Origin of the sequence: Kitasatospora sp. NPDC048286 (assembly GCF_043201735.1) — a bacterium.
In the GTDB taxonomy this organism is placed as follows: Bacteria; Actinomycetota; Actinomycetes; order Streptomycetales; family Streptomycetaceae; genus Kitasatospora.
This window is the reverse complement of record NZ_JBICZE010000028.1, coordinates 41,625-54,503: the sequence shown is the minus strand read 5'-3', so window position 1 is coordinate 54,503 and position 12,879 is coordinate 41,625. Positions and strand designations below refer to the sequence as shown.

At 73.7% G+C, this 12,879-nt stretch carries 9 protein-coding genes; 2 read left to right on the top strand and 7 right to left on the bottom strand.

The features are described from left to right. From ACGF13_RS39090 to ACGF13_RS39065, 6 genes are all read right to left on the bottom strand, one after another. Nucleotides 1-4,870 (bottom strand): acyltransferase domain-containing protein (locus ACGF13_RS39090; protein WP_392884316.1); only part of this gene is annotated, 4,870 nt, incomplete at its 3' end. 109 nt (nt 4,871-4,979) lie between these two features. Next, nucleotides 4,980-5,786: a thioesterase II family protein gene (locus tag ACGF13_RS39085; protein WP_392884315.1), complete on the bottom strand. Its 807-nt coding sequence runs from the start codon at nt 5,784-5,786 to the stop codon at nt 4,980-4,982. Continuing rightward, entirely contained in the window at nt 5,783-6,016 is a 234-nt protein-coding gene (locus ACGF13_RS39080; protein WP_392884313.1) for a phosphopantetheine-binding protein, read from the bottom strand. The genes ACGF13_RS39085 and ACGF13_RS39080 overlap by 4 nt, the downstream gene beginning before the upstream one ends. Further along, nucleotides 6,013-7,911 (bottom strand): HAD-IIIC family phosphatase, encoded by a 1,899-nt coding sequence (locus tag ACGF13_RS39075; protein ID WP_392884312.1) that lies wholly within the window; start codon nt 7,909-7,911, stop codon nt 6,013-6,015. Before ACGF13_RS39075 ends, ACGF13_RS39080 begins: the two co-directional genes overlap by 4 nt. Nucleotides 7,912-8,155: 244 nt before the next feature. After that, on the bottom strand, nt 8,156-9,106 hold the full coding sequence (locus ACGF13_RS39070) for an NAD-dependent epimerase/dehydratase family protein (protein ID WP_392884310.1): 951 nt from the start codon (nt 9,104-9,106) through the stop codon (nt 8,156-8,158). Beyond that, nucleotides 9,097-9,696: a ScbR family autoregulator-binding transcription factor gene (locus ACGF13_RS39065; protein WP_392884308.1), complete on the bottom strand. Its 600-nt coding sequence runs from the start codon at nt 9,694-9,696 to the stop codon at nt 9,097-9,099. Before ACGF13_RS39065 ends, ACGF13_RS39070 begins: the two co-directional genes overlap by 10 nt. Nucleotides 9,697-9,850: 154 nt before the next feature. Here ACGF13_RS39065 and ACGF13_RS39060 point away from each other — a divergent pair, with 154 nt between their 5' ends. Continuing rightward, the gene (locus tag ACGF13_RS39060; protein WP_392884307.1) at nt 9,851-10,858 is read left to right on the top strand and encodes a ScbA/BarX family gamma-butyrolactone biosynthesis protein; all 1,008 of its coding nucleotides are present in this window, start codon (nt 9,851-9,853) and stop codon (nt 10,856-10,858) included. Between the two features lie 10 nt (nt 10,859-10,868). Next, entirely contained in the window at nt 10,869-11,837 is a 969-nt protein-coding gene (locus ACGF13_RS39055; RefSeq protein ID WP_392884306.1) for a LysR family transcriptional regulator, read from the top strand. Between the two features lie 63 nt (nt 11,838-11,900). Here ACGF13_RS39055 and ACGF13_RS39050 read toward each other — a convergent pair whose 3' ends face one another. After that, nucleotides 11,901-12,875, bottom strand: a complete 975-nt coding sequence (locus tag ACGF13_RS39050; RefSeq protein WP_392884304.1) for a hydroxyacid dehydrogenase — start codon at nt 12,873-12,875, stop codon at nt 11,901-11,903. Nucleotides 12,876-12,879: the final 4 nt, after the last annotated feature.

The following is a 12,879-nucleotide window of genomic DNA, read 5'->3' as shown; positions in this document are numbered from 1 at the left end:
TGGGGCCGTAGGTGTAGCCGCGTTGGGTGAGGTGGTGGTAGGTGTCGGTGAGGTCGATGGGGGTGGCGGTGGTGGGGGGCCAGGTGGTGTCGGTGTCGGGTGTGTCGGGGGTGTGGGGGGTGGTGTTGGTGAGGGTGCCGGTGGCGTGGCGGGTCCAGGGGTGGTCCTCGTCCGCGCGCGAGTGGATGGTGAGCGCGCGCCGGCCCTCGGAGTCGGGCGCCTCGACGCTGACCTGCAGGTCGACCGCGTTGCGGTCGTGCAGGAACAGCGGGACCTCCAGCGTCAGTTCCTCGACCGTCGGGGTGTCGGTGTGCTGGGCGGCGTGGAGGGCGAGGTCGACGAAGGCGGTGCCGGGCAGGAGGACCGACCCGGCGATGGTGTGGTCGGCGAGCCAGGGGTGGGTCGTGGTGGAGATGCGCCCGGTGAGGACGAGTTGGTCGCTGTCGGCGAGGGTGATCAGGGCGCCGAGGAGCGGGTGGCCGGGGGAGGTGAGGCCGGCGGTGCCGAGGTCACCGGTGGGTTGCTGGGGGGTGAGCCAGTAGTGCTGGTGTTGGAAGGGGTAGGTGGGGAGGCCGGTGTGGGGGGTGGGGGTGGTTGTGGTCCAGGTGGTGGGGGTGTGGCCGGTGGTGTGGAGGGTGGCGAGGGCGGTGGTGAGGGACTGCGTCTCGGGGGTGTTCTTGCGCAGGGTGGGGACGGCGATGGCGTCGGTGGTGAGGCTCTGGCGGGTGAGTGCGGTGAGGGTGGTGTCGGGGCCGAGTTCCAGGTAGCGGGTGACGCCGGCGGTTTCGAGGTACTGGATTCCGGGGTGGAAGCGGACGGCTTCGCGGATGTGGCGGGCCCAGTACGCGGGGTCGGTGAGTTCCGTGGCGGCGGGTTGTGCGGTGAGGTTGGAGATCACCGGGATCCGGGCCGGGCGGAAGGTCAGCTTGCCGATCGAGGCCTGGAAGTCGTCGAGGATGTCTTCCATGTGGGGGGAGTGGAAGGCGTGGCTGACCTGGAGGCGGGTGGTGCGGCGGCCCTGGGCGGTGAAGTGCGCGGTGATGGCCTCGACCGCCGGGGTGTCGCCGGAGACGACGGTGGAGCGCGGGCCGTTGACGGCGGCGAGGCCCACCTCGTGGCCCAGCGTCTCCAGTAGCGCCAGCACCTCCTCCTCGGTGGCTTCCAGGGCGGCCATCGCGCCGTCGTTGCGGGCGGACTGCATGAGGCGTCCGCGGGCGGCGACGAGGCTGACCGCGTCTTCGAGGGAGAGGACGCCGGCGAGGTGGGCGGCGGTGACTTCGCCGATGGAGTGCCCGATCAGGTAATCGGAGACGATGCCTTCGTGTTCGAGGGCCCGGTAGAGGGCGGTCTGCAGGGTGAACAGCGCGGCCTGGGTGTACGCGGTCTGGTGGATCAGTTTCGGGTCGTCGCCCCAGAGGACGTCGGTCAGCGGGTGGTCGAGGTGGGGGGTGAACAGGCTGGCGGTTTCGTCGAGTGAGGCGGCGAACGCCGGTACGGCCTCGTAGAGTTCGCGTCCCATGCCGTGGCGCTGGCTGCCCTGTCCGGTGAGCAGGAACGCCGTCTTGCCGGGCCGGAGTGTGCCGGTGACGAGGCCGGGGGCCTCGGTGTCCTCGGCCAGTGCCCGCAGTGCGGCGAGCAGGCCCTCGCGGTCCGTCGCGCTGACGACCGCCCGGTGGTCGAAGCGGGTGCGCGCGGCGAGGGTGTGCGCGGCCGCGACGGTGTCCGCCTCGGGCTGGCGCTCCAGGTACTCCGCCAGCTGCTGTGCCTGTTCGCGCAGTGCCGGTGCCGACTTCGCCGACAACTGCCAGGGCAGTGCGGTGAGTTCGGTGTCCTCGTGGTCGGATTCGGTGTCGGCCTGCTCCAGGATGAGGTGGGCGTTGGTGCCGCTGATGCCGAACGAGGACACGGCGGCCCGGCGCGGTCGCTCGTCCTCGACGTCCCAGGGCCGTGCCTCGCTGAGCAGTCGCACCGTTCCGTCGGACCAGTCGACGTGGCTGGTCGGCTGTTCGGCGTGCAGGGTGCGCGGCAGGACGCCGTGCCGCATCGCCATGACCATCTTGATCACGCCCCCGACGCCCGACGCCGCCTGGGAGTGCCCGATGTTGGACTTGATCGAACCCAGCCAGAGCGGCCGTTCGGCGCCGTGGCCGCGCCCGTAGGTGTTCATCAGGGACTGCGCCTCGATCGGGTCGCCGAGGCGGGTGCCGGTGCCGTGCGCCTCGACCGCGTCCACGTCGGCCGGGGTCAGCTCCGCGTCGGCCAGGGCGCGTCGGATGACCGCCTCCTGGGCCGGTCCGCTCGGGGCCGTGAGGCCGTTGCTGGCACCGTCCTGGTTGGTCGCCGTACCCCGGATCACCGCGAGGACCGGGTGGCCGTTGCGGCGGGCGTCCGACAGGCGCTCGACCAGCAGCAGGCCGACGCCCTCGCTCCAGCCGGTGCCGTCCGCCTCGTCGGAGAAGGCCTTGCAGCGCCCGTCCGGGGACAGTCCGCGCTGGCGGCTGAACTCCACGAACATGCCGGGGCTCGCCATGACCGCCGCGCCGCCCGCGAGCGCCAGGGAGCACTCGCCCGCCCGTAGTGCCCGTACGGCCAGGTGCAGCGCCACCAGGGAGGAGGAGCACGCGGTGTCGACGCTCAGCGCCGGGCCCTCCAGGCCCAGGGTGTAGGCGATCCGGCCGGACGAGACGCTGCCGAGCTGGCCGGTGAGCAGATAGCCGTCGACGCCGGGGGCGGCCTCGGCGAGTCGGGGGCCGTACTCCATGCCGTAGGTTCCGGTGAAGACGCCGGTGTCGCTGCCGTGCAGCGTGCCGGGGTCGATGCCGGCCCGTTCGACGGCCTCCCAGGCGGTCTCCAGCAGCAGGCGCTGCTGCGGGTCCATGGCGAGGGCCTCGCGTGGGCTGATGCCGAAGAAGGCGCTGTCGAAGCCGCCGGCGTCGGTGAGGAAGCCGCCGTGGCGGGTGGTGGAGTGGCCGGTGGCCTCCGGGTCCGGATCGTAGAGGTCCTCGCTCCAGCCGCGGTCCGCGGGGAGGGGGCCGATGGCGTCGGTCTCCTCGGCGACCAGCCGCCACAGGTCCTCGGGGGAGGAGACGCCGCCCGGGTAGCGGCAGGCCATGCCGACGATGGCGATCGGCTCGCTCGGCAGTACCGGCGAGCGGCGTTCGACGGTCGTGCCGTCGTCCGTCCCGGCCTCGAAGAGCAGCGTGTGCAGGTGCTCGGCGAGGGCTTGCGTGGTGGGGCGGTCGAAGGCCACGGCGACGGGCAGCCGCACACCCAGCAGCCGGGTCAGCCGGTCGCGCAGCGCCACCGCGCCCGCGGACTCCAGGCCGAGGTCCCGGAACTTCCGCCGGTCGTCCGGCGGCGGCCCGGCGGGGTCCCCGGGCCCGAGCACCGCGGCGGCCTGCTCCCGGACGAGGTCCAGGAGGAACGGCTGCCGCTGGTGGGGCGGCAGGGCCTCCAGCCGGGCGCGCAGCGGGTTGGCCGGTGCGGACGGCTCGTCCTCGGCCGGCTCCGCGTCGAACTCGGGCAGCTCCAGCCGCGGAGCCGGCTCGTCGGTCGTTGCTCCGGAGAACTCGACGGACACGCCGTGGACGTACAACTGGGCGAGTGCGCCGGCCAGTTCGAGCGGGCTGTCCTTGCCCCGGGCGAGCGTGCCGATCACCAGTCCTTCGCTGTGGTCGGACCGGGCGCAGTCCTGCAGGATGTCGCGGACGGCCATCGTGAGCAGCGGCTGCGGGCTCGCCTCCAGGAAGACCTGGTGCCCGTCGGCGAGCAGGGCCCGTACGGCCGACTCGAAGCTCACCAGGGTGCGCAGGTGGCGGGCCCAGTACTCCCCGTCCAGCTGCTCGGAAGGCAGCCGGGTCCCGGTCGCGGCCGAGTAGAACGGGATCGGACCGCCGTCGAGCGGGCGGACGGTGCGCAGTTCGGTGAGCAGCCGGTCCATGATCGCGTCGACCTGGGGTACGTGGGCCGGGAAGTCGGCCTGCACGCGGCGTGCCCGTACCCCGTCCGCCGCCAGTTGCTCCAGCAGCTCGGACAGCGCCCGGTCGTCGCCCGAGACGGTGACCGAGCCCGGGCCGTTGACGGCCGCCACGTCCAGCAGGCCGTCCCAGGCGGTGAGGCGGGCGCGCATCTCGGCCTCCGGCAGCAGGGCCGCGACGATGCCCCAGTGGCCCGAGAGGTCCTCGGCGAAGGCGGTACCCCAGACCACCGCGACCCGGAGGGCGTCCTCCAGGGAGAGCGCGCCGCAGGCGTGGGCGGCGGGTAGCTCGCCGAGGCTGTGGCCCACCACGGCGGCCGGTTCGACGCCGCGCGAGCGCCACACCGCCGTCAACGAGATCATCACGGCGACCAGTGCGGGCATCACGACCTGCGGCGCCACCAGCGGCGGCGCGCCCTCGGTGCCCCGCAGCACCTCCGTCAACCGCCAGTCCACCAGTGGGGCGAGGGCCTGCTCGCAGGCCTCGACGCGCTCCCGGAAGACCGGGTCGGCGTCGAGCAGGTCGGCGGCCATGCCCGCCCAGTGCGCCCCGAAGCCCGGGTAGACGAAGACCGGCCTGACCCCTCCCTCGGCACCGACGGCCCGACCGGTCCACAGGCCCTCGGAGACCGCCTCCGTCCCGCTCTCCGCGAGCGCTCGCAGCCCGGCCAGCAGCTCCGACCGGTCCCGGCCGACCAGGGCGGCCCGGTACGCGGTGGCGGCGGGGTGGCGGGCCGCCCGGTCCGCGGCGAGCAGGGCGGCGGAGGCGGCGGCCGGGCTCGGTGCGGGCTCGGTGTCGAGCAGTCGCGCCGCGGCCGCGGCGCGGGCCCGCAGCGAGGCCGGGCCGGGCGCCGAGACGGTCCACAGCACGACGGGGGTGGGCTCAGCAGTCATCGTCTACCGTCTCCGAGATCGGGTCCGCCGAGGTGCGTCGGCGGTTTCTGGTGGTTCTGGGGTTCGGGTTTCGGGTTTCGGGGTTCGGGGGCGCCGGGCGCCCGGCGCCTCAGGCCCGTACGGCCGGCGCCGGGGCGAGCAGCGAGCGGATCAGCGCCAGCGTCGCGGCGGGCGAGTCCCGGTGGAAGAAGTGGCCGCCGGGCAGGGTGAACACCCGGCAGTCGGCCGTGGTGTGCCGGGCCCACTCCTGGGCCAGGGCCGCGCCGATCAGCGGATCGCCGGACCCGACCAGCACGCTCAGCGGCACCGGCACCGGCGGGTGCCCGCGATCGACCCGGCTGAGCGCCAGCCGCAGGTCGTCGCGCAGCAGCGTGACCGCGTGGGCCAGCCACTCGGGGTAGGCCCGGACCAGCTCCGGGATCCCGCCGAGACCCGCCATCCAGCTGGTCAGCTCCTCGTCGGTCCGCATCGCCGGCTCGATCTCCTGCCGGGGCGTGTGCGGTGGCGGGGCCGCCCCGAGCAGCAGCCGCTCGGGCAGTTCCCGGCCGCGGGCCCGGCGCCGCCGGGTCAGCTCGAAGGCGACCTGGCCGCCCATGCTGTGCCCGTAGAACGCGTGCGGCGCGTCGAGCAGCGGGTCCAGGGCCTCGTCCAGTTCGTCCAGCAGGCGGTCGAAGTCGTGCAGCCGGGCCTCCCGGACCCGGTGCTCGCGACCGGGCAACTGCACCGGCACGACGGCGACTTCGGCGCCCAGCTGCTGCTGCCAGGTGGAGAAGGACGAGGCCATGCCACCCGCGTGGTGGAAGCAGAACAGCCGCAGCGGCGCGTCGCCCGGATCCGGCTGCCGGGGCAGCAGGTAGGGCGAGCGGCCCGGGCTCAGGCGCCCGGGCGGTGCGAGCGCGCCGGGGGCCGCCGTCATGTTCCGGACCTGGCGGTCAGCTCGTAGATGTCGCGCAGGCTGCCGGCCTCCAGCACCTTGGGCATGGACACCTGCTGCCCGGTCTCCCGCTCGAGCGCGGTCAGCAGCGTCAGCAGGTGGAGCGAGTCCCAGCCGGGCAGTTCGTCGAAGCCCAGCGCGAGGCTGTCGGGCGTCAGCGACAGGCCGATCTCGGCGTGGACCAGGGTGAGGAAGTCGTCGATGGTGTTCACTGCTGGGGCCCTCCCAGGCTCAGCGTCAGCCGGATGTGCTCCGGGGTTTCGGCGATCTCCGCCAGGTCGTGGCGGAAGGTGGTCGATCCGGCGCCGTCGGTCCCCTCGGCCACCGGCCGGAAGCCGTTGCCGGGGTAGAACTCCTTGACCTTGCCGTTCTTGGCGGTCGGCCGGAAGCTGCCCTCGACCGCGCTCAGCCCGCGTTCCCGCGCGTGGCTGAGCACCGCCGACAGGCAGGCCTGCTCGATGCCCCGGGCGAAGACCCGGCAGCTGAGCAGGAAGTTGTCGATCCGCAGGACGGTCCCGTCCCGGTGGGCCAGCACGGCGCCCACCACACCGTTGTCCCCGAACCGGTCGCTGGAGCGGATCGTCAGCACCAGCGCGTCCTCGTCGGCCGCCAGCCCGGTCACCTCGGCCGGCTGGAGGCGCTGGGTGGTGAGGTTGAACTGGTTGGTGCGCAGCGTCAGTTGGGAGACGCGGGCGATCTCCGACTCGTCCGCGTCGGCGAGTCGCACCTTGACGTCCAGCTCCCGCAGGTAGTCGTCCAGGGAGGTGAAGCTGTGCAGGAAGTCCTTGCGGTCAAGCTCCTCCCGGTAGCGCGCGGGACGCTTCAGGTCGTCGGTGGTGATGTCCCGGACGTCGAACCAGCCGTCCCGCAGTACCTTCTCCACGTGCAGCGCGGCCTCCTCGTCCAGCCGCAGTACGGCCACCTCCGGCAGCTCCCGGGAGACCAGGCCGCACTCGTACGGGCTGTCGTCCGCGAACACGAAGCTGTCCACGCCGAGGTTCAGGTCCGCCGCCAGCTCGCGCAGGTTCTCGTGCTTGGGGCGCCAGTTGGCGATCACCCGGACGAAGTCCGCCTCGCGCAGCGTCATCTCCGGGTGGTCCCGCAGGACCTCCCGCACCGGCTCCAGGTCGTTCTTGCTCACCGCCGCGAGCAGCACACCCTGCGAGGCGAGCTGCTTGGCCGCCTTCTGCAGGGTCCGGAAGGCCTCGCCGCGGTAGCTGCCCGCGACCTCGATGCCCTCGCTGCCGTCGTCGCCGAGCACCCCGCCCCAGACCGTGTTGTCCAGGTCCAGCACCAGGCACTTCTTCGCCCGGCCGGTCGCCCCGCGCAGCAGGTGGGCCACCTCCCGGGCGTACTCCGCGAGCAGCTCGGGCGACAGCTGGGTCTTGGTGTAGACACCGAGCCGGGCATCGCGCAGCGGCACGTCCGCGCCGACCAGCGGCTCCAGGTCCAGGACGGTCAGCGCCGGGTGCGCGTCCATCAGCCGCAGCAGCCGGGCGTTGGCCTCCCGCCAGACGGCGCCCAGCCGGGCCCGGTCGCGCAGCCCGACCAGCTGCGCCGACCAGGCGCGCGGCAGCGGCAACGTGTTGAGGACCAGCGTGCCGCGCCCCGCACCGGCGAAGACCGAGGCGAGCCGCTCGAACAGGGCCAGCTTCTCCGCGAGGACCAGCTCCACGTCGTCCGGCGTCCACGGCGTCGGCACCTCGTCGAACACCACCGAGGCGTCCAGCACGCACACCACGGCGTCCGGCCGCGCCCGGTAGAGGGCGCTGTCCGGGTCCGACAGGTCGAAGACGTAGGAGTCGAAGTCGGCGACGTGCGGGCGCAACAACACGCCGTGCCGCGCCAGTTGGGCGGTCAGGGGCCCGGTCAGCCCGGACACCGTGCTGTGGCCGGTGATGGCCACCGTCACCACCGGCGTCTGCGGATGCTCGTCGAGGACCGCGTCCGCGCCCACCCGGGCCAGCATGTTCCCGGCCCGGCGCAGCCCGTCCGCGTCGCCCTCCTGGTCGATCGCGGCGATCAGTTCCCGGACGCGGGGGTACTCGGTGGCCAGCAGGCCGTCCTCGTGCAACAACCGGAGGGTGCCGCTCATCTTCTCGCCCATCCCAGCTCTCCCGTACGTCGATACGACGCCGGTCATGCTCGGCAGACGGTCTAAAGCGCCCCTAGCGCCGGTGTGAGGTGGTGATCAGTCGGCCGGGGCACCGAGGCCGGATCGGGGTGCGCGAGACGGACGGGACGGGCCGGAGGCAGACCGCGAATCGGCCCCGCGCGCTCCCGGAGGCATGGCCTCGGGGAGCGCACGGGGCCGATGGCCTTCCGCGGGCTGCTGGGGGGGTGTGCGCGTGTCAGGCGGTGCCGCAGTGCTCCCGGTACCAGGGGGCCCAGGAGGGCAGGGCGGCCAGGGCGTCCTCGCCGCAGTCGACGCCGGCCAGCGCCCAGACGCGTTCGCTGGTGAACCAGTTGTCCTGGGCCAGCAGCGAGAACTGGCGGGCGCTCAACCGCGAGCCGCTCGCGTCGAGGGCGGCGACGCACTGCGGCCAGGTCCAGTCGCGGTCGGGGACCGGCGGGAGGACCGCGTGCTCCTCGAGCGTGTCCAGCAGGCGGTGCAGGCGCACCGGTCGGGGATGGCTCGCGTGGTGGACGGACGGGCCGAGCGGGCGGGCGGTGGACAGGGTGGCGACGATCAGCCGGGCCAGGTCCACCACGGGGACGACGGAGAGGAGCGCGGCCCCGGAGGCCCAGCGCGCGGGCACCCGGCGGCGCAGTTCGGCCACGGCGGGCACCACCCACCGGTCGCCGGCGCCGAGGACGAGTCCCGGGCGCAGGACGACGGCGCCGGCGTCGAGGGCGGGCCGCTCACCGGCGAGGCGGGTGGCGCTGGTCGGGGAGACCGGTGCCGGTTCCACGTCGCCCACGTCCGTGCCCCGGTGGGGGCCGTGGCCGTAGACGGCGGCCGTCGACAGGTGGGTCACCCGGGTCACACCGGAGTGGACGGCTTCCGCCATGAGCCGCGCGGTGCCGTGCACGTTGACGGCGGTGCAGGCGTCGTGGTCGCCGCTGATCAGGGAGGCCAGGTGCAGCAGCGCGTCGGCGTCCCGGCACACGCCGCGCAGGCTGTCCGGGGCGGAGAGGTCGGCCTCCACCCACTCCGCTCCGGCGGCGATCAGCTCGGCGGGTGCCCTGCGCCCGACGACGCGCACCTGCCACGCCGGATCGCGCAGCAGCAGGGCGGCCACGTGCGAGCCGATGAATCCCGTGGCACCGGTCAGCACCACCCGGCGTGGTGTCACACCCATTGCCGCCCCCGTTCCGGGGCGACGCGGATCCGCGGCAGTGCCTCGGCGGAGGCGACGCCGGGCAGCAGGTAGCGCCACAGGGAGACGATGCGTTCGGGGAGGTCGGACCAGCCCGCCGAGATCTGCGACTTCAGCTGGGTTCCGGTGAACGCGGCCACCAGGACCTCGGCGAACTCGCTCCCGTCGACGTCCTCGCGCAGTTCACCCCGTTCGCGCGCCACGTCCAGTTCGCCGCGGAAGCGCTGCGCCCACCAGTCGTACGCCGAGTCGTCGTTCAGGGCGGGGCCGCCCTGGTCGACCGCGAGGCGCACCCCGGCCCGCAGCAGCGTGTTGCTCTGCAGCTCGACGGCGAGGGTCAGCGTGACGTCCACGAGCTGCTGCAGCCCCTGCGGTTCGGCGGGCAGTCGCAGGTCGCTCGCCTGCTCCAGCATGACGGCCCGGGCGAGGTCCTCCTTGGACTTGAAGTGGAAGTACATCGCCCCTGAGGTCAGGCCCGCCGTCGCCAGGATGCGGTTGATCCCCGCGCCGTGGTAGCCGACCTGGTCGAACACCTCGGCCGCGGCGCAGACCAGCGCGGCCCGTGTTCTCAAGGCTTGTTCGTGTTTGTGTCCACTCGTCATCCGCGCGTAGTCCGCCTGTCATCGTCGAGCAACAAATCTGGATACAGAACGATCTCTATGTTACACATGAACCTATCGCCTACGGGTCGTCGCTGCGACCCGGCGCCTTCACTGGGGGTCTTTCATGCTTGTTTGCAAGGAACTCGACCGCAGCCGCCCGGGCGACGCCGGCGAACCCGGCATCACGGGCGCCGGCAGCGCTGACGCCTCCGACGACACCGTCCCCGTCGAACCCTGGCAGGTGCACAAGCTGCGTCCTGACGAGGTGTATCTCACCCGCTGGCGCCGTACGGGGCCCGACGCCTTCCACATACGGGCCCGGCGCCCGTCGCGGCACCCGTTCTACCGGGTCGCCGCGGACTTCGACCCGCTCCTGCTGTGCGAGACCGTCCGTCAGACCTTCCCGCTGCTGTGCCACGCCGCCTACGACGTGCCGCGGGGCTACCAGCTGATCTGGGACCGCATCCGCTACGACGTCGACGACGCCGCGTACGCCGGGGTCGACCGCGGCCCGGACGTGGAACTGGACGTCCGCTGCTTCGACGTGTCCTACCGCGGAAAGTACCCGACGGCCCTGTCCCTGCGGGCGGTCGTCAGCTGGGGCGGCCTGCCGGTGGCCACGGTCGACACGCGGTTCACCGTCCAGTCCAGGGCCGTGTACCAGCGGCTGCGCGGTGCGTACGCCGACACCGAGGCCGCCGTCGCGAAGGCGTTACCCGCCCCCGCGTCCGCGCCGTGCGCCGGTACCGGCCGCCAGCGGGCGGGGGACGTGCTCCTGGCCTCCCCGGTCGACGGCGGCCGACAGCTCCGGGTCAATCCGAACCACCCGATCTACTTCGACCACCCCGTCGACCACGTGCCCGGCATGCTGCTGCTGGAGGCGGCCCACCAGGCGGTCGGCGGCGCGGTCAGCACGCTCGACTGCACCTTCCACCGGTACGTCGAACTCGACACCCCCTGCACGGTCGTCACCACCCCGCTCGACCCCGACGCGCAACCGGCCGACAGCGGGAGCGGAGCGGTGAGATGGACGAGGATCACGGCCGTCCAGGACGGCCGGCGGCGCTTCACCGCCGACCTCGTCCCCTACGCCGCTCCCGTTCTGGCGGACAGCGGCCGGGTCGCACGGTGAGCGACGCGGCATGACGACGACGGCCCCTGGGTCACGCCGGCCGGATCCGGAGACGCCTCTCTGGGATCTCAACCTCAAGCATCTTCAGGCGTTCCTCGCCGTCGCGGACACCCTGAGCTTCACCTCCGCGGCGGCCCAGCTCGGAAGCAACCAGCCGACTCTCACGCGCTCCGTGCAGCGCCTGGAGGAGCAGTTGGGGGTTCCGCTCTTCCTGCGCACCACCCGTCAGGTCGCCCTCAGCCCGGCCGGGGCCCGGCTGCGGGACCGGCTGCAGGACCTGCTGCCCCAGCTCAAGCAGGCGCTCGATCCGGAACCGTCCAGCCCCGTCCTGCGGCTGGGGTTCTCCTGGCTGCTTCCGGACGGCTGGGTGCACGAGGCGATCGTCCAGTTCGAACGGGAGAGCGGCGCCCGGGTGCAGTTGCACCGCAGGGACGACCGCTGGGCGGGCGTGGACCGGGCCGTCGTGGACATCGCGCTGCTGCGCGGTCACCCTCCGGCCGACCGGATGAAGGCCACCAGGCTCGGCACCGAGGGGTGCGCCGCGGCCGTCCCCCACCGCCACCCCCTGGCGGGCCGCCCGTGGGTGGACTGGACGGAGCTGGGCGACCACCCGCTGGTGATCAACTCGACCGGCCGGGCCCTCCTGGACCCGGACGGGCAACTGGGCGCCGAGCACCCGCGGATCGTGCACTGCGACAACTTCGACGAGTGCCTGGAGTCGGTGGCGGCCGGACGGGGCGTCAGCGTGATGCCCGACCTCGTCCTGCAGCGCAACCTCCACCCGGCCCTGGAGTTCGTGCCGCTGCGCGGAGCACCGAGCATCCCGCTGTCCCTGATCCGCCCCGCCCAGGGCGCGCACCCGCTCGCCGAGCGCTTCACCGAGGTCACCCGGCGCGTCCTGCTGTCCCGTCGCTCCGGGCGCGCGGCCCTGGGCCAGAGCCCGGGTGTCAGGGCCGGCCGGGTGCTGGCGGGGCGCTGAGCCGGGTCGGCGGCCGACACCGCGGAGCGCGGGGTGTCGGCCGCCGGCGGGGGTGCGCCGACGTCACTCGCCGGCCGCGCTTCTCCCCTTCAGGGCCTCGGCGTTGACCGCGCCGGGGACGGGCTCGCCGGCGAGCGCCCGGCACACCGCCTGGGCCGCCTCTCGGCCGGCCCGCTCCTGCGCCTCCCGCGTACTGGCCCCCAGGTGCGGGGTGGCGACGACGGAGGGGAAGGAGAGCAGGGCGTTGCCGACGGCCGGTTCGACGGCGTAGACGTCGAGTGCCGCCCCGGCGATGCGTTCCTCCTTCAGCGCGACGGCCAGCGCGTTCTCGTCGACGATGCCGCCGCGTGCGGTGTTGACGAGGATGAGGGAGGGGCGGGCCAGCCGCAGTTCGGGCTCGCCGATGAGCGCCGTGGTCTGCGGCGTCTTGGGCACGTGCACGGTGACGACGTCGCTCCCGGCCATCAGCTCGTCCAGCTCGACCAGCCGGACACCCAGGTCCTGGGCCCGTCCTCGGGTCACGTACGGGTCGTGGGCGAGGAGCCGCATGCCGAACGCGGCGAGCCGCGTGGCCACCAGGGCGCCGACGTGTCCCAGGCCCACGATCCCGACCGTGCTGCCCGCCAGCTCCCTGCCCTGGAACCGGGACCGCTCCCACCGGCCCGCCCGCAGGGACGCGTCGGCGGACACGATCTGGCGGGCGGCGGCGATGATGAGCCCGACGGTGAGCTCGGCCACGCTGAGGACGTTGGAGAGCGGCGCGTTGGCGACCAGGACGCCGGCCGCGGTGGCCGCCTGGACGTCGACGTTGTCCAGTCCGACCCCGGCCCGGGCCACGATCCGCAGCCGGGGCGCCGCGGCCAGTGCCGCCGCGTCCACCCGGGTGCCGCTGCGGATCAGCAGGGCGTCGGCGTCGGCCAGCGCGCGGTGCAGTGCCTGCGGATCGCGTCCGTCACAGCTGCGGACGTCGTAGCCGTCCAGTTCGGCGAGTGCCTCCGGGGCCAGCGGGTCGGCCACGACGACGACGGGTTTCCCCATGGTG

Coding starts and splice junctions, on each gene's coding strand:
- ACGF13_RS39085 (WP_392884315.1), bottom strand. CDS start 5,786: ATGACGGCGGCCCCCGGCGCGCTCGCACCGCCCGGGCGCCTGAGCCCG.
- ACGF13_RS39075 (WP_392884312.1), bottom strand. CDS start 7,911: ATGGGCGAGAAGATGAGCGGCACCCTCCGGTTGTTGCACGAGGACGGC.
- ACGF13_RS39070 (WP_392884310.1), bottom strand. CDS start 9,106: ATGGGTGTGACACCACGCCGGGTGGTGCTGACCGGTGCCACGGGATTC.
- ACGF13_RS39060 (WP_392884307.1), top strand. CDS start 9,851: ATGCTTGTTTGCAAGGAACTCGACCGCAGCCGCCCGGGCGACGCCGGC.
- ACGF13_RS39055 (WP_392884306.1), top strand. CDS start 10,869: ATGACGACGACGGCCCCTGGGTCACGCCGGCCGGATCCGGAGACGCCT.
- ACGF13_RS39050 (WP_392884304.1), bottom strand. CDS start 12,875: ATGGGGAAACCCGTCGTCGTCGTGGCCGACCCGCTGGCCCCGGAGGCA.